We start from the raw sequence: 21693 nt of genomic DNA on the forward strand, positions 1-21693 counted from the left end.
TCGCGATCTGCATTCCAGGCCAACCCTGTTGCGCTGCCGCATGACCGCTCAGAGCCCTTTGCAATTTCAGCGAGGAAGGGGTTTCTCGCGGTCATAGTATAAGCGTTGGCATGTGAACGCGCAAAGTCGCCGTCACCCCTCCTCATCTGATGCTGCGACGCGCTTTCAGTGAACTGCCGTCCGCTGACTGCCCCGTCGGGGTCAGTTTTGCTCGCCTACTACGGCCGTACCGGCCATACCCACTGACATGGCAATCCTGGTCGAAGAGGCGGCAGTCCTTCAAGCCGGTGTTCCCATGAGCTGTCATACGAGGCGCGACGGTCGATAGAGTGGCCGATTGCTCGCCCACTCCGTGCCTAGCGATGCTACTCCGTGCTGCGGCTTTTGCTGCTTTGCCAAAAGACGAGACGACGCTCGGCAAGGCGGACAGTGCCGTACATCAGGACGCCGACGAGGCTCAGATAGATTATGAAAGCGAAGACCCGGGCGGTGTCGAGTTGAGATGCCGAGACCCTGATCAACTCGCCGAATCCTTTGCCGCCACCGAGGAACTCTGCCGTAATTGCGCCAGCCATGACCGCGAGGGACGCGATCTTCAGCCCGGTGAATATGTGCGGCAGGCCAGTCGGGATCTTCATCATCGTCAGAGCTTGCCAGCGCGTGGCACCCATTGTCCGGAAAAGCATGACCGCATTCCGCTCCGCCGACATGATACCCGCAGCAGTGCCCACGATGATCGGGAACGTTGCCATGAACGTCGCGAGTGCGAGCTTCGATTCGATGCCGAAGCCGAGCCACGCGACGAAGAGCGGTGCGAAGGCGATCTTCGGCATCGTATCGAGGGCAACGAGATAGGGCATAACCGCCCGCTCGCCGAACGATGTTTCGCCAACGATGACGCCCAGGGTCACTCCTATGACGGTGGCGAGGAGAAAACCGAGCAGCACTTCGAGGAACGTGATCCACAGGGCTCCGAGCATGTAGCCTCCGGTCAGGAGGTTCGTGCCGACGACCACCAACTCATTGGCCGTCTGGAGCGGGGTGGGCAGGATGATCGTCGAAACCACGCCGACGGTCGCCGCCAGGTGCCAGACAACGAGGATGATGACGCCGAGCAGAAGGATGGCGATCGGTTTCGGGATCCGGTCTGCGAATGATGTCGTTTCAGTCCAGACTGTATCCGACCGCCTATCCTCCGTGGGAAGAACAGCGTGACTGGGGCCGAGAGCATCGCTTGGTGTGATGTCTGTCATGGGGTCATCTCCTCCCCGAGGAGGTTGCGGATTTCGCTGACATAGTCGCCGAATTTCTGCGAGTTCATCATGTCGAGCGTCCGTGGCCGGGGCAGGTCAATTTGAACGGCGCGGACAACGCGTCCTGGTCGCGGTGCCATCACATAGACAGTGTCGGACAATAGGACGGCTTCGCCTATGGAATGGGTCACGAGGAAGGCCGTTGCCTCGCGCTCCATGCAGATCCGTTGCAATTCCATGTTCATGAAGTCGCGGACAATTTCGTCGAGCGCGCTGAAGGGTTCGTCCAGCAGCAGAACAGCGGGCTCGGTGATGAGCATGCGGCAGATGGCAGCGCGCTGTGCCATACCTCCGGACAATTCGGTGGGATAGGCATCCTCGAAGCCGCCGAGCCCCACGAGCCTCATGAGGTCGATCGCATCGTCTTTCTTGGCATTTGCGGCCTTCCGGCCTCCCCGGATCTGTATCGGCAGAAGGATGTTGTCGAGGGTCGTCCGCCAGGGAAACAGCGTCGCCTGCTGAAACATCATGCCGATGTCCTCGCGGGAACCAAGTACGGGCCGTCCTGCCAGGTAGACGGACCCTTTGCTCGGCGAAGTGAGGCCGGCCATGATCTTCAAAAGGGTCGACTTGCCGCAGCCTGACGAGCCGATGACCGACGAAAAGCTGGCCCGGGGAAGAGTCAGGTCCACGGAGCGTAGCGCCTCGAGACCGTTGCCGTAGACCTTTCCCACGCCTTGGAGTTCGTAGATCGGGGGAGCGGCCGGTGCCGCTCCCTCACTCAGTTCTCTGAGCTCGGCGATCATTGCTGGACCGCCTCGTTCCACGGATCGATGTACTCGTTGGTGTAGACTGCCTCCAAGTCCTCGATCGGCTCGTCGAGTTCACCAGACGAGACAAGGCTGTCCTGCCAAGCTTGCCAGGCGTCCAGATCCTGATAACCCCAGCCACGCTCCGGCTCGAACGGCGTCTGCCGGATGACGATCTGCTCTACGAGATTTCGAGCGAAATCCCGATCCTCGCCTTCCTGAGGGTTCTGTGCGGCAGCATGATCGATTACGGCCTCGATATTGTCCGGCTGCGCTGCAAATTCGGCTCCACGTACCAGAGCGCGTCCGAAGGCCAAGACGGTCTCCTCGTTCTCCTCGAGCCAGGACTCCATGGCAGCAAGGCCATTTCCGAAATAGACCCGAAACTCGGCCGGCGTGATGTTCCTGACGGGCATCCCACGGCCATTCAAGATCGCTGCATCATTGGTCGCAGCAACATAGGCGTCGATATCCTCTCTCAGAAAACCGGCAGTCGCCTGACCGCCATCTCCGACCACGAGGATCTCGTAATCTTCGCCTTCCTGCATTCCGGCTTCGCTGAAGATCGTTCGAGCAAACGCAGCTTCTGCCCCATCTGCGGTCCCAACCCCGATCGTCAGTCCGCGGAGATCTTCCGGGCTCTGATAGTCGGAATCTTCCGGGACCACGATCCCGTAGGAGCTGTTGGGGTTCAATCGGTAGATGAACTTGACCGGTACGTCACGATTCCGGGCCTGCAGGAACGGACCGGCACCCGGGTTCCCGATATCGCCCTGACCGGAGACAAGGGCTTGGAGAACGGCACCTGAACCATTCACGGCCTCTACCTCGACGTCCAGCCCCTCCTCCTCGAAATAGCCTTCGCCCATGGCGACGGCGATGGGCATATACAGAATGGCCGACGGATTGGGGACGACCACAGTCACCTGCTCCAGATCCTGGGCCGTAGCTACACTTCCCCAAACCGCGGCACCGACCATGAAGCTGGTCAGCTTCAGACACGAGTGAAGTCGCATTTTATATTCCTCCCTGTTGTCTCACCCAATCGTGTAAGACACTTGCACAGACCTGTCAAAAATGTTTTTTTCTTACAACAGCGCCGAATGCTGTGCGGTTTGGGGGTTTGAGAATGCCGGAGGATGGCGGAGCTGCTGCGAGACCAGTTGTTAGGAGGACGCGGGTCACCGCAGCCAGCGTGGTATCGCGCAAGATCCGAGCTGACATACTCTCGGGGGTTCTTACGCCTGGCGAACGCCTCAAGGTCGACGCGCTCTGTGCGCGGTACGAGGCGACGATCAACCCGACACGGGAAGCGCTCAACCGGCTGGTATCCGAAGGCCTCGTCGAAGTTGCAGATCAGCGCGGGTTCTCGGTCACCCCCGTGTCCCTCTCGCACTGGCGCGACCTTGTTCACACGCGATGCCTCGCCGAAGGCACCGCCCTGCGCGAGGCCATCACGCAGCGTACGGAGCAGTGGGAGGACGAAATTGTCCTCTCGTTGCATCGCCTCAAGAAGACACCGAGGTTTTTGCCCGGCAACTCGAAAGCTGCCAATCCAGAATGGGAGCCGGTGCACCGGCGATTTCACGACGCGCTCATTGCAACGTGCGGGGCGGAACTCCTGCTCAAGTTCTGCCACGATCTTGGTGACATGGCTTCCCGGTACCGCCACATCGCTGCAATCGCGCCTTCGGCCCGCACCACCTACAACGACGAGCATCAGGACATCGCAAATGCGTGCCTCGAAGGTGATATCGACGGAGCCGTCTCTCAACTCACGGAACACTACAGAGTAACGCTCGGGGTGGTGGAGGAATACCTTCGCGCCCTGGATGAGGAGCCGGAGGACGGACGTACCTGACCTCGGACGGCCCCCGAAGAATCTCGAACACGTTCGCAGCGCATCTCGCGCTTTTGAAGCTATGGAGGATACATGCAATTATTGTCGTTTGCCCGGGACGGGATTCCGGTGGTCGGGGTTCTGAACGAAGGGATCGTTCATGCCCTGGATGATCTTGTGCCGGATGCCCCAAGTTCCATGATCGACGTGATTGCCGGTGGCGACGACCTTGCTGCCCGGATCGCGGATGCGATCGGACACTCACAGTCAGGGCTTGGGGGGCTCGAGGAGCTGGACCTCCTCCCGGTCGTGCCGAACCCCGGCAAAGTGGTCTGTCTCGGCCTCAACTATGCGGAGCACGCGAAAGAGGGGGGCCGCGACGTTCCCACTCAGATGACCCTCTTCCTGCGCGCGAATACCAGCATGGCGGCACATGGAGAGACGATCCCGACCCCCGAGGTCTCCGACAAGATCGACTATGAGGCAGAGCTTGCGATTATCATTGGCAAGCAGGCCAAGAGGGTAGATGTCGAGAATGCACTCGATTTTGTCTACGGCTATGCGCCCTTCAACGACATCTCGGTCAGGGACTACCAGCGGCGGAGCAGCCAATGGACGGCGGGCAAGAACTTTGACCGCACTGGGCCCCTTGGACCCGTTCTGGCCACCAAGGACGAGCTTCCGCGGGGTGCTGCAGGTTTGTCCATCAGATCCATCCTCAACGGAAACGTCATGCAGGACGGCACAACCTCTGACATGATCTTCGATGTCGCTCGCATCGTGGCTGATGTATCCGAGTGCATGACGCTCGAACCAGGCGATGTGATCGTGACCGGAACGCCATCGGGCGTTGGCTTTGCGCGCAAGCCCCCGGTGTTCATGAAGGCGGGCGACCGGATCGAGATCGAAATCGAGGGGCTCCCGCGGCTCGTCAACACGATGGGATGACGCGGGAGCTGACCGGACAGATCGGGAATGGCCCCGGCACTTCAAGTCCTGGCCATCCTCCCACCGAAAAAGTTGCAGAACATGGGGGAGAGGGCGCTCCGTCCTCTCCTTTCCTGTCCGGTTGAACCGACGTGGAGGATTTTCGGCACAGCTGAAACAATTATTTCCAGACCATCCCCGCTGATCTGTTTCCATCACGTCCGCCGCCACGGTTTGACGGGAATTCTACTGTCGGCACAGCGAGCCTCCCCTCCTTCAATCGTATCCCTTGCCGACGCAGCGGTTATCTCGCGCGTGCAGCGAACGGCATCGAAGCCCAATCTGCCGTTCTCCGCCCTCCAACCTCCGCAAACGCTGAATGATGGACGAACGGCCGGTCTCGTGAAGCTGTGCCACAGCGCTCGGTAGGAAAGCGAATGTCAGCGATGGGCCGGAACCTACAACCAGCGATCTGCGCTGTAGGCCACCTTGCCGCGCTGCCGCATGACCGCTTCGAGCTCAAACTGACCGTGTCGATCTTGGGAGAGTTCGCAGTTGCAGCATGGGTGCGCCTGTCACGATCGCTCCAGCGCTGCCTTTCGTCAGCGCTCAAATGCCGAGGAGGAACTTCCCCAAAGCTGTCTTAGGAAGACAGCTTCAACGCTGAGCGGCGGCATCTCGGACGCACTACGTTACGCATTGCCCGTAGACTGACGTAATTTTTTGAGAGCATTCGAGACGGCAGCGACAAGGATGTATTCGTGCATTTGGCCTTCTTCTCCGAGCACGCGGCCTTCGGATGATTGAGGAGCAGTGAGCTTGTTACACCAAGAGTTGCCTCCTTACTGGATGGAAACGTCGAGGTCGTAGCTGACAGTCTTCTCGCTATTTCGGTCATTGCCCATCAAGTAGAGTCGGACGACGTAGGCACCGCTTTCCGGCAAGCTGATCGTGACGCCGGAGTTTCCCGATACCGAAGAATTGTAGATCGCCTCGCCCGTCCTTCCCGGCGGCAGGACATTGAAGTTGATGGACCCATCGCCGTTCGTCCCGTTGACCTGAAGATCGAATTAGAGGGTCTGGCCTTGATTGGCTGTCAGGCTGTAGTCGAAATAGTTTCGCCCGACGATCGCCCCCTCGAGCATGGTTCCGTAGTTCCCACGTTCGAATTGGACCTCGGCGGCCGCGTCCGATGCCGGGGGCTCGCTTGCCGACCCAACGGCATCGTCGAAATAGGGGCTATCGCCGGCCCGGGCGATATCCGGCCAGCTTTGTCCGTCCGCATAGAGACGAACCATCGTGTCGCCCGCACTGTTGTACGAGCACTGGAAGTCGGACAGCCGGTTCTCGAGATAGATCTGTCCATTCACGGCGTGAGTGCCGTCCGTACGCTGGCCCTCGTATGTGGTCTCGGATCGCGCGCCGAACTCCTGATGGAATCCTTGGAATGCGACCATACAATCTTCCCTCATGTAGTCGGGCGATTGCGCAGATGCCGGGATGGACGCAGCAAGGACAAGGATCGCGGCGGCCGATATTCTGTCTATTCTGGTTATGTTACGATCCAATACGCTGTACTCAGGATGTCATTCGGTGGCCGAGCGTAGCCTTTCTAGGGCCGTCTCGCATTCTGTCGCGCTGCCGATGATTTCGCCATCGAGGTCGTCCGCACTCGTGGCCATATCGCGAGCGGCTCAGTTCAGCACCTGATCGACCTCTTCGGACGTGAGCAGACCTTCCTCTTGCGCCGCGATAACGGTGGAGCAGATGCCGGCGCTTAGACCGGTGGCAACGCCCACCCCGGCGGCCGCACAGATCTCCACGACACCCTCAAGGATCGCCCCGAATCGCGGGACGCGCCCCACCGGCACACTATCGCAAGAAGCGCGAGATTGAGGAGCGGTGCGAGGACCGCCGCAATTGGCCAGAGCGGTTCCGGCAGAAGGTCCACATGAAGAACCCACCGCAGACCACGGGGCCCCAGGAAGACGGCCGATGGCGGGTCGCGGTCTGCACCGAAGAGGCCGAAGCGCCCAATCGCAAACAGCAACAGGGCGACCACATACAGCCGCGCCAGAAGGTGGAGTGATCCTCGGCACGCTTGAGCCCATCGCATTGGCCGCACGGCGACCTGCTTACCCGGCCGCGCGCGCGACGCGGAAGGTCCCGCTGTCAGCGCCGCCGTCGTTGATGTCGTCACCAGCTTGCGCACTGAGGCCCAGAGCGACTGAACGTGGAGGGGACAGGCATCGTACATGGCATCGCCCCCGGCGCAGATGGAACCAGCCGCGATATCGGGGACGATCAGTGTGCCAGGCAAAGCTATGCGAGGTCGCATCTCATTGAGATTACATCACAACGGCGAGATCCCGGACTTCGCCGCTTTCCGAGACGAGGCAGCGCCAAGTTTCGCCCTCGGCGGTCAGCATCACCTCGGTATTGGCTTGCGAAAAATCGGAGCTGGTCACGCGGGCGACGGGCCGTCCGTAGTTGGTGTTCACGCCCTGTACGCAGCCTTGTTCGGCGGCGACGCTACCGCTACGAAGCGGCGCGTCCATGCTGTCCATCTCGGCCATATCCTCGACGCAGCCCGCAAGACCGACGAGCAGGATGGTGCAGACCAACGTAGCTGAAAATTTAGTTTTCATATCAGACCTCCAAAGTTTCTGTTTAGTAGTGATTCCAGCAGCCAACTAGGCATCGCTTCTTAATTGCAGGAGGGATACTTGCAGCGATCAGCGTTGCTTACGTCGGGCGGGCAAACACCGCCGCTGTTTACGTCTGCCTTCCTCACTTGGCAGATGCCTTTCGCACCTCCGGCGGCGGTGTAGCTCATCGAGACAGTGCCATTCTCGACCATGATCTAGACGGATGTCGAATTGGAGCCTGCTTCCCATGAGCGTTCGTCGTATTCGGTGACCTCGGCTTGGGCACCGTTGATGTAAACCGGCCCACCCTGATTTGCATGGACGTCGATCCCAGTCGGGCAAGTGCCATTGAGGAATAGTATCTCGGCCGCGGCAGGCACGGCTACCGACGTCAAAAGACAGATGATCAAAAGATGACGTTTCATTCCTGATAAACCTATAAGAATAAAGCGAGGAGCCCCGCCGAGGTTTGAGGAACAACGACCAGAAATAAATCGTCGTCGAGCGTATGAATGCAGCTCTTTTTTTAATTGGCAAGAGATTAAACAGCTACACCGCGAAAGGTCGTAGTGAGCATCGTCGGTATAAGACCGCTCTCGGCGTCAGAGATCTATGCTCCGAGTGGACCTACGGCGCGACGTCCCGATGCCAAGCTTGGCAGGAGCGGCAATGGCGGCTTCTGCGGCGGCGACGGTCGATTTTGCTCATGCCGCGAAAGTCCGGAATCCCTCCGTCCTCCCTCGTGACCTCGCGATCGCAGCGGAAACTGAGCGCGGGCGGCGAACGGCAGCTCGAAGCCCAATCTGCACAACGCTGCAAGCTCTGCCCCCCTGAGAAGGGGTCCATCCAGAAGCAGGATTTTGGGCCAGATGGAGGATGAAGGAATGGGAAAGATCGGATCCGGATCAGGGATCGATCCGGTGGATCGATACCCCGGCGGAGCGCACAAGCCGGAAGAAATTGTCGCGAAGCTTTGGCAGGTCGACGTGCTGGTATCGCAAGGCCGACCGGTGTCCGAAGCGGTGCGGTCGATCGGAGGTAGGGCAAGAGCGCGCCAGCGGTCCGGGTGCCATGCCGAACCAGTTCACCCATTACCGCTGGCGCAGGGAGTTCGGCGGGCTGAAGATCGACCAAGTGAAGCGCCTCAAGGAGCTTGAGAAAGAGAACGAGCGTCTCAGGAAAACCATTTCCGATCTCCATGCTCGAGAAGCTGATCCTTCGGGAGGCCGCCTCGGGAACCGAAGGTCCGCGTAGTGAAACTACTGAGCTCCGCTCGCCGCCGGGCCTGTGTCGAGCATGTCCGGCAGACATTCGGCGTGTCGGAACGGTTTGCCTGGCCGGGTGCTCCGCCAGATCTCCGCGGATAAGCCGATCGCCTCGATTACGATGAATGGTGCCTGCGACACCCGCGGATGCCGCGATACTATCGCGAACCGCGGGACGGACGTCGCTTGTTCCGCCCCGCCGCAACACTCAGCCGTGGAAAAGAGAGAGCCCCGGGGCGGTAGGTCGGAACGAAGCCCTCAGGGCCATCAGGCGCTTGGGCCGAGCCATCTGGCGAAGATGGAGCGGCTCCCATCGCCGAAGTCGCGTCGAGACCACGGTGAACTGCTTCAAGCTGCTCGGTCGGAAGCTCGTGGCCGTTCGGCATCGGCATCGGACCGATGGCGGCTCGCTGCCTCACCTTCGAAAGGCAGACCGCCGACCTTCAGATCCGGATATCCATCCTGAATCGCTTCACCGCCCAAGGCATCCCCGACACTCGACCCGTCGTCTGACCTTAATACTAAAAAGGGAAAGCTGGGCTTTCAGATCCTCCGTGCAACTGAGCCTCGACGACACGCCCGTGCAGATACTTGCGCCCGGCACCGGCAAAACACGGCCGGTGCGGCTCTGGACTTACGTGCGCATCGAGCGGCCGTGGTCGGTACCCGCACCGCCGTCCGCGCTCTACCGCTTCTCGGAAGATCGGAAGGGCAGACGATCGGCAAGCCCAGCACGGCTTCGCGCAACAAGGCCCCCGCGCAGCATCGAGCACGGAGCCGATGTCCGTCTTGCCGGACAGTGCCGCACTCCAAGCGTTGTCGACTTGCAATGTAAAACGTACGTTTTACATTGGCGTTCATGGACACCGAAGGAGGCTCTCCATGGACATGACAACGAAGCTGACCGCCACGGCTGAGCGGCTCTTTGATCGGCACGGCTACATGGCCACCGGCATGGACCGGCTGACAGAGGCTGCGGGAATGTCGAGCAGGACGCTCTACAAGCATGCCGGCAGCAAGGCGCAGCTCATGGCGCGGGTGCTGACCGAGCGCGACCGGCGGTTCATGGCTCGGCTCGAGGTGGAGACTGTCGACGCGCTGTTCGCAGCCCTCGAGGACTGGGTCCGCGTCGAGGGAACACGGGGATGTCTGTTCCTCCGCTCTCGTGCCGAGACTGGCGGCGACACGCCCGAAATCGCCGAGGCGGTCGCGATGCACAAGGCGGCGTTTCATCGACGGATCGAAGAAGTCGTCGCAACGAACCTCAGACGCGAAGACCCGGTCCTGGCCGAGCAGGTGCTGGTTCTGCTCGAGGGGGCGACCCACGCGGCGGTCTATCGGGGCGCGGACGCAGTTTCCGCAGCGCGGGCGGCGGCGGCCATTCTGATCGAGAGGGCACGACCATGAGCCCCGCCCTTCGCATCGGCGCGACAGGCTTCGGCCTGATCGCGGTCTGTTACGGCTTTGCCCGTTTCGCCTTCGGATTGTTCCTGCCGCAAATCGACGGAGAACTGAGCCTCGGCTCCTCGCTCAGCGGGATCATCTCCGGTGGCTCGTTTGCCGGCTACTGCGTCGCCATCGTCGCATCGGCGGTACTGACCGAACGGATCGGCGCACGCGCGGTCGCCACCGGTGCCGCCATCGTCGCTGCCGTCGGTATGGCCGGGATCGCGCTCGCGCCGTCGCCGCTGATCCTCGCCATCGCCGTGGTGGTGGCGGGATCGAGCACCGGCCTCGCATCCCCGCCCATGGCCGCAGCCGTGGCGGCCGCGGTGCAGAAGAGCCGTCAGGATCTTACGAACACCGTGATCAATGCCGGGACGAGCGCGGGAGTGGCCCTGTCGGGACCGATCGCCCTCGCCATCGCCGGCCAATGGCGGCTGGCCTTCGGTGCGTTCGCCGCCGTGGCGGTCGTGTTGGCCATCGCGGCCGCAATCTCACTTCCGGCTTCCTCCGGCGGCAGGGGTGCTGGCGGACTGCCTCCGATGAACGGCCCGGTGATGCGCCTGATCTCCGCGTCTTTCCTGATGGGCGCTGCCAGCACCGCCCTGTGGTCCTTCGGAGGCCAGCTCGTGTCGCAGCAACTGGGATGGGGGCCGACCGGAACCGGCATCCTGTGGACCTGCATCGGTGCCGGCGGCATTGCCGGGGCATGGGCCGGTACGCTCGTCGGCCGGTTCGGTCTCGACGCGGTTCACTGGACCTTCCTGGGGTTGATGACCGCAAGCATTCTCGCGGTTGGATCGGGCATCGCCACTCCCGCCCTCGCCTTGATCGGAGGCGCTGTCTTCGGGGCGGCGTATGTGATGCTGACGGGGGTCTACCTCGTCTGGGGCATCCGCGCCCTGCCGGACCGTCCCGCGACGGGGCTCATGATCGGGTTCCTGACGATCGCCGTGGGCCAGACCGCCGGCGCTCCGCTCTTCGGGTTTCTGATGGCAGGTCCGGGCGCAGGTCCGGCGGTGACATGCTTTGCCGTCCTTGCGCTTTTTGCAGGGGTCTTTCGAGCGAGAAGCACGACCGAGAGCGCGGTAACCTAGCCACCGGAACCTACCATGGACGGGTTCGTGGCAGACCTCCTACAGTACTCGCGCTTGGCCGCTCTTGTTCGGAACAGTTCCCGAAGATGTGGAGAAGGACGCACCGCTCCATAGGATCTGCCGCCAGAATTTGGGAAATCCGTCCGCGCTACTGAGGCGACGACGGTTGCCAAGGCCAGGGCGGAGATCTCCGAACGAAATTTTCGTCCGGTCCTGCTCGATCTCGACCGCCCCAAGGATCAGGAGGGCAGTCCCTGTGCGTGACATTCCGGTCTGAAGCCGACCAGTCATCAGTTCGGCGAGAGCGCAATTCGGCCAGACGCACCGGGACACACAAACCCACGGCGATGTTCGCCGAGAACGGCCTATCCTCCCGACCGCGGCAGCTGCACCGTCAGCCAGTAATCCCCGAGGAGGTTGAGAAGTCTGGTAAAATCTGCACCCGCGGTCTCCTTCACGATGTATCCGGCGACATTGTAGTCATAGGCCTGCTCGATATCGGCCACGGCCGTAGATGTGGTGAGCATGAAGCAGACCAGTCGTTTCAAAGCCGGCCGGCTCCGGATCTCGGCAATGAGCTGGTGCCCGTTCATCTGCGGCATGTTGATGTCGATCAGGACGATCAGGGGCCAGTCCAGCGACAGGTCCGCATGGCGCCCTTCGAGGATCTCGAGCGCCTCGACCCCGTTGCGGGCGCGAACGATCGTGTTCTGGAGGCGGGCTTTCCGGAAGGCCCGGGTCACGGACTTCGCCTCGAAGTCATCATCCTCGACCATGAGGATATTGACCGGGCTTAGATCCTTTGAGCTGAGGTCACGTAGCATCGGCAGCCGTCCTTTCCGAAGGTTTGGGCCATGTGAAGATGAAGGTCGCTCCGTCCCCCTTGCCGTCGGACACGATCCGGATATCGCCGCCCTTCAGCCGGACATGCTTGCGCACGATGGAAAGGCCCATACCGCTGCCCTCCACCTCGTCACGGGACTTTAGCGTCTTGAAGAGACCGAAGACCTGATCGTGATACCGGGGCGGAATGCCCGGACCGTTGTCCTCCACGCGGATCTCGTAGTCCGATCCACGGTCCTGCAGGTCGACCTGGATCACGGGCTCGGCCGTGTCGGTATGCTTCAGGGCGTTCGAGATCAGGTTCAACAGGACCGTTTCCAGCGGCGTCGGTGCGAAGGTCGCCGCCCGGAACGCGTCGCTGTAGAAGATCGACGCGCCATCCGGCGGGGATAGCAAAAGAGCGAGCCGGTCTGCCAATACATGCCCTGCTACCCGTTCGGACGTGACATCCTCCCCCGATCGGCCGATCCGGGAATGGGTAAGCAGGTCGTCCAGAAGGAAATTCATGCGCCGGACCCGTGACCGCATGAATTCCATGGTTTCACGGGTATCGTCGTCGAGCTTGTCCGCAAGGTCCTCCGCCAGCCATTCCGCCGAACTCGCGATGGCGCGGAGCGGTGCCTTGAGATCGTGCGAGGCCACATAGGCGAACTCGCCCAGTTCCTCGTTCGAGAGGTTCAGTTGCTCGATGAGTTTCTCGCGCTCTTCCTCCCGCTCGATGCGCTCGGAGACATTGCGGGCGATGATCGTGAACAAGGGCTCCGTCTGGCCCGGGATAGGACTCAGGGTCATTTCAGCGGGAAAGGCCCCGGTCTCGGCATTCCAGCCGTTCAGGATGCGCTCGCGCCCGGTCAGACCGATTTCATCCGCTTCGAGATAGGCCTCGATCGCGTCTTTCTGCCAGCTCCATGCCTCGCTCGCGAGAAACTCCCCGATATGGAAGTCCTGGACCGTTTCCCAATCGGCACCGAACAGACGGCTGAACGCATGGTTCGCGCTCACGATGGTACCATCCTCCCGGATGACGACCACGGCATCCGCTACGCCGTCGAAGATCGCCCGGGCACTCCGTTCCTGCTGATCGAGGCGGCTGATCAAACCGTCGAAACTGCCAGCCAGCTCGCCAATCTCGTCTGGCCGGTCGAGAGGTAGATCGGCTCGGCACCCCTCGGAGGCCGCCCGCTGTATACTGGCATTCATATCGAGAAGCGGCCGGACGTCCTGGCGAATTCTCCGGTTGGCAAGGGTCGTTCCGGTCAGCAGGACGAGTAGCCCCGCGACAAACAGGGTAAGCGTCACAAGATGGCTGCCGGCCACGGCACTGCGGGGTGTTATGACAGCGAAACTGACGTCGAGACCGCCTTGCCGAAGAGCCTCGACCGTCCGCGTACTGATGATCCGGTTGCCGGCCCGGATTTGTGCGGGAGCAGACGCTTCCGTCTTGAGGGCATCAAGGATCTCCGGTGCGAGATCGGGAAGCGCATTCAGGCGAAACTGTCCGGCTTGTTCCGATGCATCCCAGAAGTAGCTGTTGCCACCGGCATCGAGCAACACGACATCGGAAGTCAGGTGCAGGGATCCGAAGACCAAGGCGTTGTGACGTTCCAGATCAACATTCATGACGACCATGCCGAACCGATCGCCCGTGTCGCCGAACACGGGCAGGACAATACGGAGCATGACCGTGCGCGGTTCGCTGATCACGCCGTTCTCGCGATCGTAGCTTGGCTCGATGATTGCCGGCTCGCCGGGAGGTAGCGCCTGGCCACGGACGACCAAGCGCTCTCTGCCCATGTCCAGAAGCTGATCATCGGGAACGCGGACGATCCTTTCCCCGGCTCGATCAACGCCAAGAAGTTCCTGGCCTCCCGTAGTCAGGAGGCTCAGCTTGGCGACGTCCGGCCGCATCACATGAAAGGCGGCGAACTCCTCTGCCAGCCGGTCCAACCAATCCCGCGTTGCATCTCCGGTCAGCGGGTCGTGACCGCCATTCGTGGCCGCGCGTTCGATCCCCTTGATCGAGGGCATATTGGCCAGGATGACCGTGTCCGAGATCAGCCGGGAAATTCCTTGCTCTTTCCGCGCGGCGATCGCGTTCGTCAGGACGGTGATCTCGCGGTCCAGGCTGCGCTTCTCCAGCCGGTGGGAGACGAACGTCCCCGCCAGGGTCATGGCGAGCACGGCGATTCCCGCCGTCGCCGTCGCCGTGACAATCAGGCGGTTCTGGAAGCTGCCCCGGGCGGGGCGCGACATATTTCGACCTCGGGTGAGCATCGGAAATATGTCCCAAGCGATGGTGAAGGAGGGTTTAATCCTGCGATCCAGGGGAATGTGCGCCCGTCGACCCGGGCGCGGTTCGACAGGATTTTGTGAACCATGCGCGGCCAGGGTCGCCGGTAGGTCCGCACCGGAGGCTTGCATGGTCCAGGAAGAAGTCGCCCACCCCTACGGTGCATTTCCGCGCATCCTTCACGTCGAGGACGATGCCTTCGACCGGGCCGCACTTGCCCGTCTGCTTCGCAAGGCTTTCGGCACCGTCGTTCTGGACGCCGTGGGTCGACTGTCCGAGGCTCGCACGCTGCTGAGATCGGTTCGATACGACAGCGTCTTCGTCGATCACATCCTGCCCGACGGGCTAGGGACGCAGTTCGTGCAGGACGTGGTGGACCAAGGCCTGTGCCCGGGGAGCCGCATGACGTTGCTCACGGGTCTTGCCGACATCGCGGATCATGGCCGAGCCCGCGATCTGCGCGGCTGCCGGGTGGTGTCGAAGAATGAGCTGACTGTCGAGCTTCTCAGGCACCCTCTGCGCGACGATCGCCCGATCCGCGGGGAGGAACCATGACGGACGTTTCCCCGGAACACGGCGAGTTTGACGAGATCGTCTACCGCATCTCCCACGACCTCATGGCCTCGGTCCGCGCCATTCGCAATCTGCCCGACTGGATCCAGGAAGACCTGGACGAAGCCGGGATCGATCTTCCCGAGGAGGCTCGGCTCTCCATGGCGCTTCTGAAATCCCACAGCCATCGCATGGACCGCATGATCGAAGGTCTCTTGATCTATTGCCGCGTGGGGCGGCTTCAGAAGGTAGGGCCGATCGAAACCAGCGGGGCGATCCGCCGGATCGTCGAGACCATGAGTATTCCCGACCGCGTGGTTCTGAACATGCAGCTGACACCTGCGGTGATGCAGATCGGGCAAGCCGATTTCGAGCGGCTGATCGCGATCCTCGTGGAGAACGCCGTCCGGCATAACGAAAGCACCGCGCCGCATCTCGCGATCTCCTCCACCGTGGAAGACGAATGGTGGTCCCTCCACGTGGCCGACAACGGCCCCGGAATCCCGGCAGAGTCGCGCGAGATGGTGTTCAAGCCCATGCACAAGCTGGTCTCGCGTGACAAGGACGAGGGCAGCGGCATGGGCCTTGCGATCGCGCGCAAGATCGTCGTGCATTACGGGGGAAAGATCGACGTCGACGAGAATGCCGCGGCAGGGGGCGGAGCGGTTTTCGCAGTCGCCCTGCCGCTCGGCGACCGAATTGCGTCGGACTAGCCGGCCACCGAGCTTTGATCGGGAAACGAACGATCGCCTTGCGCGGGGCTGTACTGCAAACCGGACAGGCAGGGTGGGCCTTCGACCGGGCGCACAGTTCATTGGTGAGAAATCGCCATCAGGCGTCTTTGGCACACCGCCATAGATGAAGAGAAGAGCTGCCCTATGAGACTGAGCGACATCGGATCCCGACTGAAGCGCCTGCTGACCGGATCGGGATCCTCCCGACAGACCGTCGCCATGGGTGCCTATCTCAATGCGATCGCGAGTGACGCGCTCTATGACCTCCTGAAATCCCAGGGCTATACAGCTCTCGCCCTGGAGCCGGCGGAGGATCAGGCCACGCCCGGTCGCCCGCTGACCTGCGTGATCGTCGAGGACAGCGCCTTCGACCGCATGCATCTGCGTCGGCTTTTGAGATCGGCGAACAGCGGCATGACGATCCTCGAGTTCGAAACGATCGCAACTGCCCGTGCCTACCTCGCCACCGGGCCAGCCGATATCGTCCTGCTCGACCACCTGCTGCCCGACGGGGTGGGGATGGATCTGGCCCACGAGCTGATCAAGGACATCCGCCTGCGCGGCGCGGGCATCGCCATGATCACCGGGGCCCCGGTCGACAGCGCCGATGGCGAGGTACCTGTGCTGGCCAAGGCCGATCTCTCGGCCGCCTCCCTATCCGGGGTGGTCGCCAAGGCGCGTACCGGTCGAAGCCAGGGCGGGGGTGAGGCTGGGTCTCTTTCCCTGCCTGAAGAGGCCGTCGAGATCCTGGAGCGACTGATCGTGAACCTGGACGCGGGACGGCAAGCCTTGGAACAGGGCGATCACGAGGTCGCACACAACCGCTACAGAAAATCTGTCGAAGATGTTCTGGCGTTGAAAAAGCATGTCCCAACCGTGCCCGATGCCTGAGCGAGCACCCTCGTGCGGTTGTGGATGCCACGCGGCCCGTGTGAGGCAAATCTTTCTGACTGAAGAGCCAATCTCGGCTCGACGTCATGATATCTTCCTGTTTCCGAAGATATTCTCCGCCCCAAAGGCAGAAGCATTGCCTTCAGCCGGGCAACCTGTGTTCGACCGGCCTTTCACGGACGCGCAAGTCGCTGTCGTGCGGCGTCGCCAAATCGGTACATCGAGACTCCAACAAGAACCCGCTATCGAGAGCGCGTGGTCACGCAAGAACAGAGCCCCCACGTAACAGCGGGGGCTCTGTTCATAGAAATCTTGCGTCTATTCTGCGGCGATCGAGAAGAACATGGTCTCGCCCGAATGGTCGTCGACACCGTCATTGTCGGTCGAGACCCACATCGTGCCGTCTTCGGCGATGGTAAGACCTTCGACTTTGTCGAGTACGTATCCGCCCGTCGATCGCAGGTGCGGTAGCAGGTCCACGACCAGCTCCGGATCCAGCACGGCGGGCGTCTCGCCCAGGTCGACCATATCCTCCATCGCCGACATCGGTACCCGGGTGATGACCTTGGTCACGGCGCGCGTGTCGTGCTGGTTGTCGCGCTCGACGAAGTACACGTGATCCCCGTGCGCCACGATCTCCGACAAGCCGACCCAGCCGGTTGTGGGCTCGGTCAGCGGGTAGTGGATCACCGACCATTCCTCGGTCTCGAGATTGTAACCCAGAACCTTGGCGTGGTTTTCAGGATCGTCGCGCCATTCGCGTTGCACGGCGACATAGAGCATGTCGTCCACGCGGGTGATGCCCTCGAAACCGTACCGGACCTCGACGGCCGACAATGCCTCCGGAAGCGTGATGTAGTCCTCGATCGCGCCGTCCCCGCCGACATGATAGATCGCATGCGGCACCAGGCGATCCGAGCGTCCTTCGGAGGCGATCCAGAAGCCACCCTCGCCATCCAGCGCGATGCCTTCCATATCCATCAACTGCGCCGGCGCGCCCTCGCGCGTGACGCGGATTGCGTCCACGATTCGCGCCGGTGCCTCGCTGACATCGATGTGGAAGATCGTCGGCTGCATGCCGTAGAAGCTATCGGAGACCGCGTAGATGGTGCCGTCCGCGGCCATTACCTGACCCGAGATTGCGCCCCAGCCGGTCAGCTCGTCCATGCCCGCGGACGTGAGATGCGGATAGACCGCCGCAGCTTCCTGATATTCAAAGATCATGACATGGGCGCGCGCGCCGGCATCGTCGGTCTCGTTGGCCGAGATCAGAAGATTGCGCTCGGGGATCGTCACATAGCCTTCCGGGCCGATGCCCGAGGGAAGCAGCTGCCTGAGTTCGGGATTGGCCGGATCGGTGATGTCGTAGACACCCACGATCGAGGCGCGCTCGGCACCCACGAACACGAAAGGCGTGCCGTCGAACACGTCGAACGTGACGCTCTCGGGTTCGACGCCCTTGTTGCCGGACCGCCCTTCCGGGTAATGACCGACCTCGATGATGGCGTTCTCGAAGGACATGCCCGCATCGTAGACGACCTCGCCATCCTGGCTGAAGATCGTCCAGCCGCGCGATCCGCCATCCATGTCGCCTTCATTGGCCATCGCGAAATGCGTGTCGTCGATCCAGGTGATGCTGTCGGGCTCGCGCGCGACGGTGATCGTGTCCTGGAAGACCAACGCACCCTCTTCGGCGGTGTCCACGTTCTCCAGCGTCACTTTACCTGCCGAGAAATGGTCGATGACCTCGCCATCCGACGATAGCACGACGATGTGGTTATTCTCCTGCAGCGTCACCACGACCTCGTTCTCGCCGTTGATCGAGACGAACTCGGGCTCGGGGTCTTCGGGCGCGATATCGGCAAGCCCGGTGACGTCCGCCACGCGGGCAGTGTCGCACTCGATCAGACCATCATCGTCCAGATCGACCATGAAGACCGATCCCGCGGGCAACTGGCCGACGCGGCCGTCGCCGAGATCTTCGTCACGCTCGTTCTCGATGGCCACCGCCAGAAACGAGCCGTCGGGCGCGATGCCGACGCTATCGGGCTGACCGGGCAGTTCGCAGCGGCCGATCTCCTCTCGGCTCGCCACATCGATCTCGACGAGGTAGCCCGACGGATCGGTATAGCTTTCCGAGGTGTTCACGCCCGCCAGCGCATGGCCGCCGATCACGGCGACCGACGTCGGTTCACCTTCGGGCATGAACACACCCGCGGCGCTCGGGTTCGCCGGTTCGGTGATGTCGATGAAACCGATCGAGCCGCCGGGGCTATCGGTATAGACCAACGTCATGCCGTCTTCGGTCACGTCGATGATCTCCGCCGAGGTGTTCTCGGAGTCGGGCAGATTGTCGGCGACGCGGAAGGACGCAATCCGGTTGAAATTCATCTCCTCAGCCAAAACCGGCGCGGCAAGACAGATGAAGGCCGACGATATCGTCAACGCGCGGCAATCCATGTTCTTTCGTCTCCTGCAAGGATCTGCGAGCGAGTGGCTCTCGGCACGCTTCGGCGCGGTTATGATCACGGATGTGTGACAAACGCGTGACGGTCGTGAAACCGAGTTTGCACGAACATGGGTGTGCGTTGTGGGCGGCGTGCTCGCCGCCCGCAGGATAATCCTGGGGACCCGGTCCGTGGGCTCTCAGGTGGAACGACGCTTGCGGCGCGAGACGGCTCCCAGCCCGCCGAGGCCCGCCGCGAGCAACGGCAATGCGGCCGGGAGCGGGACCGGCGAAGGTGCGTCTTCGATGGTCGCGGTCAAGCCGCGCAGCTTGAAGGCGTCCTTTTCGCCAAGCGCGCCCACCCCAAAATAGCTGCCCGCATAATCCTCCTCGAACAGATAGGTGACCTTGCCGCTCTTGCGGTCGGAGATCTGCGTGGACTTAAGCCGGACGGCATTGTTGTCGGCGTCGAGGCCATAAAGGCAAAAGCTGTCATGGAGATCGACATAGTCGAAGGTCAGTGAGTCGATGCGGTCGACCTTTTCCGAGAAGGACAAAACGACGAATTCCTGTTTCCCGTAGCCGTCGATCAAGTGGCTGTCGCCCCAATAGCTCGACATTCCGAACCCGTGATCCCACTGCGTCAGGCGTTCCTGCCGATAGCTGCCGGCGTGGTAGGACAGGCCGGTGACATCGATGGTGACGCCCTCGGAGGCGAAGGAGAAGCCGAACGCCGTCCGGCCGTTCCCGGCGAAGTCGTAGGTCAGCGTCTTGGCGGACCCGGCGGTGGCGGCAGCGGCAGAAATGATGAGGGCGATCGCGAGGCTCTTCACGTTGATAACTCCATGAAACGGAAGAATGAGGTATCGGCGGATTCTTCCAGCCTCCGGAGGATCTGACATCCTCGGGTCGAACCACGAAGCGGTGCTGAACGAAAGAAGAGCATGTCCGCGTCGCTCGACGACGGCCGACTTAGAGAAGAATGCCTGCAAGAGCGATCCAAATCTTTACGGCAGGTTAATGACCTCTGTCCCTGTCTACCGTTGGACAGTCCATCCCGAGATTGCCAGGCTCGCGGCAGAGCCGTGACGATACGGAGGCTGGTCCCGGCCCTGATCCAGCTCTGGACTTCAATTGTCGCAATGCCGCCCGTCGCTGTCGGTGGAACGCCGTGGCACCGCCCTTCGCAAGCGGACGTTTGCGGTGCCTTGCAGCAGCGGGCCAGCTTCGCATGGTCGATCTGCGCGACCTGACGGACGGGGCGTTGGCGGTCCGGGCGCGCCGCTCGCTCTGATCATCCGTAGGGGTCGAGCTCGTCGGGCCATCGTCGCGGGTGTTCGGTGACGAGCAGCAGCACATCCGCGCCCGGGAGGGCCGCGCGGGCGTCGCGGATCAGGCGGAGGTTCAGGGCATCCACCTCACGGGCGATCAGCGGACGGCCCGGATCGTAGTAGGCGGTCAAAAGGAACGTCCGCCCGAGTTTCACCACCGACAGGTCGCGCAGCGTCCCGCCATCCTCGGCGATGGCCGGGCGCAGGGCCCGCCGCGCCGTCGCGACGTGTTTCGGAAGGGCACTGGCCGATGCCAGCTCTCGCAGTCCACCACGAAAGTCACCGAGATAGACGACAGCCGCTGCGAGGCAGAGCAGCAGGACGATCAGCGAGTCTCCGATCGGGGCGATGCCCGCAAGCGCGCCGTCCCGAAGCACGTAGATCGCCGCGAGCCCCGCGCCCGCAGACACCGTGATGAGGCCATCGAAGAACGCCGCCTTCATCTCCAGCCGCAGGATCGCGCTTTGCCGTCCCGTGCGCCGCCAGGCGAGGAAGTGACTGACCCAGAGCAGCGCGCACACCACGCCGATCAGGATGAAATAGCCGATCATCGGGCCGTAGAGCAGCGGCTCGGCCGGCACCCCGGAGAGGGTATTGAAGATCGTGCGCAGGGCGTTCGCGACAGCGAACAGGATCAGCCCCAGCAGCGACAGGGCCCGGAACGTCGAAAAGATCGCCTCCTCCGCGGCATAGCCGAAGGGGCGGTCGCGGTCGGGCGGCGTGTCGCTGCGCAGACCCACCCTGCGACCGACGAGCGCCGCGAAGAACCCGATGAGCGAGAACAGACCGTCGAGCAGCACTGCGCCGGAATTCGACCACAGTCCTGCACCAAGACCCATTGCAGCCATGACGAGGTTGCCCCACATCGCGAGTGTCAGAGACCGCGCCTCAATGCGTTTAATCTGATCTGCCACTGGATCTCCCCCTCATCGCGATGAGGCAGCGTAGCGGGTGCAGGCACCGAAAGACGATGGCGAAAACTGCTTTTCCGTGCAGGCGGCTTCGTGCGGCCCTGAGCTGTCGTCTGCCATGTCACTGTGCACGCTCCGCCGCAGCCGATCGACCTGGACATTCGCCACAGGTGCTTGTTCCGATCGCAGGCTCATACGTGAAACAGGCGGCCACGGTTCAAAGTTCGATTGCCATCGATCCCCTTGCCTTGTGAGACCACGAGAGGAAGCCTACTTCAATCATGCGAGATGGGCCCGAAAGTGGCACTTTGCGCAACTCATCAAAGTCATCGCCCTGACCTCGATCAGGCAACCCTGATTTTCCTGAGGATCGGCCGATCCGGTATGTCGCCGGACCGGTTTTACAACCTGTG

General features: G+C 62.1%; 20 protein-coding genes and 1 pseudogene. 11 read left to right on the forward strand and 10 right to left on the reverse strand.

Annotated elements, in window-relative coordinates; all coding sequences use genetic code 11:
* Positions 1-365 precede the first annotated feature (365 nt).
* From RVY76_RS15000 to RVY76_RS15010, 3 genes are read right to left on the reverse strand one after another with little or no spacing between them, the layout of a single operon-like run.
* Positions 366-1253 (reverse strand): ABC transporter permease, encoded by an 888-nt coding sequence (locus RVY76_RS15000; RefSeq protein ID WP_317377061.1) that lies wholly within the window; start codon positions 1251-1253, stop codon positions 366-368.
* Positions 1250-2059, reverse strand: coding sequence for an ABC transporter ATP-binding protein (locus RVY76_RS15005; RefSeq protein WP_317377062.1), 810 nt, complete (start codon positions 2057-2059; stop codon positions 1250-1252). The genes RVY76_RS15000 and RVY76_RS15005 overlap by 4 nt, the downstream gene beginning before the upstream one ends.
* Positions 2056-3078: an ABC transporter substrate-binding protein gene (locus tag RVY76_RS15010; protein ID WP_317377063.1), complete on the reverse strand. Its 1023-nt coding sequence runs from the start codon at positions 3076-3078 to the stop codon at positions 2056-2058. Before RVY76_RS15010 ends, RVY76_RS15005 begins: the two co-directional genes overlap by 4 nt.
* A 113-nt stretch (positions 3079-3191) precedes the next feature.
* On the opposite strand from RVY76_RS15010, the gene RVY76_RS15015 reads away from it, so the two are divergent.
* Both RVY76_RS15015 and RVY76_RS15020 read left to right on the forward strand, forming a co-directional pair.
* Complete coding sequence (locus tag RVY76_RS15015; protein ID WP_317377064.1) at positions 3192-3923, forward strand: GntR family transcriptional regulator; 732 nt, start codon at positions 3192-3194, stop codon at positions 3921-3923.
* 72 nt (positions 3924-3995) lie between these two features.
* Positions 3996-4850 carry a fumarylacetoacetate hydrolase family protein gene (locus RVY76_RS15020; protein WP_317377065.1) on the forward strand — a complete coding sequence of 285 codons (855 nt, stop codon included), beginning with the start codon at positions 3996-3998 and terminating at the stop codon, positions 4848-4850.
* 1049 nt (positions 4851-5899) lie between these two features.
* Here the strand turns inward: RVY76_RS15020 and RVY76_RS15025 are convergent.
* Positions 5900-6286: a hypothetical protein gene (locus tag RVY76_RS15025; RefSeq protein WP_317377066.1), complete on the reverse strand. Its 387-nt coding sequence runs from the start codon at positions 6284-6286 to the stop codon at positions 5900-5902.
* Between the two features lie 494 nt (positions 6287-6780).
* Here RVY76_RS15025 and RVY76_RS15030 point away from each other — a divergent pair, with 494 nt between their 5' ends.
* Positions 6781-6918 (forward strand): hypothetical protein, encoded by a 138-nt coding sequence (locus RVY76_RS15030; RefSeq protein ID WP_317377067.1) that lies wholly within the window; start codon positions 6781-6783, stop codon positions 6916-6918.
* Positions 6919-7177: 259 nt separating this feature from the next.
* Here the strand turns inward: RVY76_RS15030 and RVY76_RS15035 are convergent, their stop codons facing one another.
* On the reverse strand, positions 7178-7477 hold the full coding sequence (locus RVY76_RS15035) for a hypothetical protein (RefSeq protein ID WP_317377068.1): 300 nt from the start codon (positions 7475-7477) through the stop codon (positions 7178-7180).
* An 884-nt stretch (positions 7478-8361) separates the two neighbouring features.
* On the opposite strand from RVY76_RS15035, the pseudogene RVY76_RS15040 reads away from it, so the two are divergent.
* From RVY76_RS15040 to RVY76_RS15055, 4 genes and pseudogenes are all read left to right on the forward strand, one after another.
* A pseudogene (locus RVY76_RS15040) lies at positions 8362-8811 on the forward strand (transposase); the annotation flags it as partial.
* 56 nt (positions 8812-8867) lie between these two features.
* On the forward strand, positions 8868-9659 hold the full coding sequence (locus tag RVY76_RS18725; protein WP_410796047.1) for an IS66 family transposase: 792 nt from the start codon (positions 8868-8870) through the stop codon (positions 9657-9659).
* Positions 9625-10149 (forward strand): helix-turn-helix domain-containing protein, encoded by a 525-nt coding sequence (locus RVY76_RS15050; RefSeq protein ID WP_317377069.1) that lies wholly within the window; start codon positions 9625-9627, stop codon positions 10147-10149. The genes RVY76_RS18725 and RVY76_RS15050 overlap by 35 nt, the downstream gene beginning before the upstream one ends.
* Positions 10146-11282 carry an MFS transporter gene (locus RVY76_RS15055; RefSeq protein ID WP_317377070.1) on the forward strand — a complete coding sequence of 379 codons (1137 nt, stop codon included), beginning with the start codon at positions 10146-10148 and terminating at the stop codon, positions 11280-11282. Before RVY76_RS15050 ends, RVY76_RS15055 begins: the two co-directional genes overlap by 4 nt.
* A 365-nt stretch (positions 11283-11647) precedes the next feature.
* Here RVY76_RS15055 and RVY76_RS15060 read toward each other — a convergent pair whose 3' ends face one another.
* Both RVY76_RS15060 and RVY76_RS15065 read right to left on the reverse strand, forming a co-directional pair.
* A complete protein-coding gene (locus RVY76_RS15060; RefSeq protein WP_317377071.1) occupies positions 11648-12106 on the reverse strand; it encodes a response regulator in 459 nt (152 codons plus the stop codon).
* Entirely contained in the window at positions 12096-14378 is a 2283-nt protein-coding gene (locus RVY76_RS15065; RefSeq protein ID WP_317377072.1) for a sensor histidine kinase, read from the reverse strand. The genes RVY76_RS15060 and RVY76_RS15065 overlap by 11 nt, the downstream gene beginning before the upstream one ends.
* Before the next feature lie 166 nt (positions 14379-14544).
* On the opposite strand from RVY76_RS15065, the gene RVY76_RS15070 reads away from it, so the two are divergent.
* The 3 genes from RVY76_RS15070 to RVY76_RS15080 all read left to right on the forward strand — a co-directional run bounded on the left by RVY76_RS15070 (position 14545) and on the right by RVY76_RS15080 (position 16592).
* Entirely contained in the window at positions 14545-14970 is a 426-nt protein-coding gene (locus tag RVY76_RS15070) for a response regulator (protein WP_317377073.1), read from the forward strand.
* Positions 14967-15680 carry a sensor histidine kinase gene (locus RVY76_RS15075; protein ID WP_317377074.1) on the forward strand — a complete coding sequence of 238 codons (714 nt, stop codon included), beginning with the start codon at positions 14967-14969 and terminating at the stop codon, positions 15678-15680. Before RVY76_RS15070 ends, RVY76_RS15075 begins: the two co-directional genes overlap by 4 nt.
* 165 nt (positions 15681-15845) lie before the next feature.
* Positions 15846-16592, forward strand: a complete 747-nt coding sequence (locus RVY76_RS15080) for a response regulator (RefSeq protein WP_317377075.1) — start codon at positions 15846-15848, stop codon at positions 16590-16592.
* Positions 16593-16910: 318 nt separating this feature from the next.
* Here RVY76_RS15080 and RVY76_RS15085 read toward each other — a convergent pair whose 3' ends face one another.
* Complete coding sequence (locus tag RVY76_RS15085) at positions 16911-19052, reverse strand: esterase-like activity of phytase family protein (protein ID WP_317377076.1); 2142 nt, start codon at positions 19050-19052, stop codon at positions 16911-16913.
* Between the two features lie 186 nt (positions 19053-19238).
* Entirely contained in the window at positions 19239-19871 is a 633-nt protein-coding gene (locus RVY76_RS15090) for a VPLPA-CTERM sorting domain-containing protein (RefSeq protein WP_317377077.1), read from the reverse strand.
* Positions 19872-20209: 338 nt separating this feature from the next.
* Between RVY76_RS15090 and RVY76_RS15095 the strand changes: the two genes are divergently transcribed.
* A complete protein-coding gene (locus RVY76_RS15095; RefSeq protein ID WP_317377078.1) occupies positions 20210-20332 on the forward strand; it encodes a hypothetical protein in 123 nt (40 codons plus the stop codon).
* On the opposite strand, the gene RVY76_RS15100 is transcribed toward RVY76_RS15095, so the two are convergent.
* The gene (locus RVY76_RS15100; protein ID WP_317377079.1) at positions 20333-21283 is read right to left on the reverse strand and encodes a cation transporter; all 951 of its coding nucleotides are present in this window, start codon (positions 21281-21283) and stop codon (positions 20333-20335) included.
* Positions 21284-21693: the final 410 nt, after the last annotated feature.

This window comes from Palleronia sp. LCG004, assembly GCF_032931615.1.
In the GTDB taxonomy this organism is placed as follows: domain Bacteria; phylum Pseudomonadota; class Alphaproteobacteria; order Rhodobacterales; family Rhodobacteraceae; genus Palleronia.

Coding starts and splice junctions, on each gene's coding strand:
- RVY76_RS15010 (WP_317377063.1), bottom strand. CDS start 3,078: ATGCGACTTCACTCGTGTCTGAAGCTGACCAGCTTCATGGTCGGTGCC.
- RVY76_RS15080 (WP_317377075.1), top strand. CDS start 15,846: ATGAGACTGAGCGACATCGGATCCCGACTGAAGCGCCTGCTGACCGGA.
- RVY76_RS15000 (WP_317377061.1), bottom strand. CDS start 1,253: ATGACAGACATCACACCAAGCGATGCTCTCGGCCCCAGTCACGCTGTT.
- RVY76_RS15025 (WP_317377066.1), bottom strand. CDS start 6,286: ATGGTCGCATTCCAAGGATTCCATCAGGAGTTCGGCGCGCGATCCGAG.
- RVY76_RS15030 (WP_317377067.1), top strand. CDS start 6,781: ATGAAGAACCCACCGCAGACCACGGGGCCCCAGGAAGACGGCCGATGG.
- RVY76_RS15065 (WP_317377072.1), bottom strand. CDS start 14,378: ATGTCGCGCCCCGCCCGGGGCAGCTTCCAGAACCGCCTGATTGTCACG.
- RVY76_RS15005 (WP_317377062.1), bottom strand. CDS start 2,059: ATGATCGCCGAGCTCAGAGAACTGAGTGAGGGAGCGGCACCGGCCGCT.
- RVY76_RS15060 (WP_317377071.1), bottom strand. CDS start 12,106: ATGCTACGTGACCTCAGCTCAAAGGATCTAAGCCCGGTCAATATCCTC.
- RVY76_RS15035 (WP_317377068.1), bottom strand. CDS start 7,477: ATGAAAACTAAATTTTCAGCTACGTTGGTCTGCACCATCCTGCTCGTC.
- RVY76_RS15050 (WP_317377069.1), top strand. CDS start 9,625: ATGGACATGACAACGAAGCTGACCGCCACGGCTGAGCGGCTCTTTGAT.
- RVY76_RS15075 (WP_317377074.1), top strand. CDS start 14,967: ATGACGGACGTTTCCCCGGAACACGGCGAGTTTGACGAGATCGTCTAC.
- RVY76_RS15070 (WP_317377073.1), top strand. CDS start 14,545: ATGGTCCAGGAAGAAGTCGCCCACCCCTACGGTGCATTTCCGCGCATC.
- RVY76_RS15020 (WP_317377065.1), top strand. CDS start 3,996: ATGCAATTATTGTCGTTTGCCCGGGACGGGATTCCGGTGGTCGGGGTT.
- RVY76_RS15015 (WP_317377064.1), top strand. CDS start 3,192: ATGCCGGAGGATGGCGGAGCTGCTGCGAGACCAGTTGTTAGGAGGACG.
- RVY76_RS18725 (WP_410796047.1), top strand. CDS start 8,868: ATGGTGCCTGCGACACCCGCGGATGCCGCGATACTATCGCGAACCGCG.
- RVY76_RS15085 (WP_317377076.1), bottom strand. CDS start 19,052: ATGGATTGCCGCGCGTTGACGATATCGTCGGCCTTCATCTGTCTTGCC.
- RVY76_RS15055 (WP_317377070.1), top strand. CDS start 10,146: ATGAGCCCCGCCCTTCGCATCGGCGCGACAGGCTTCGGCCTGATCGCG.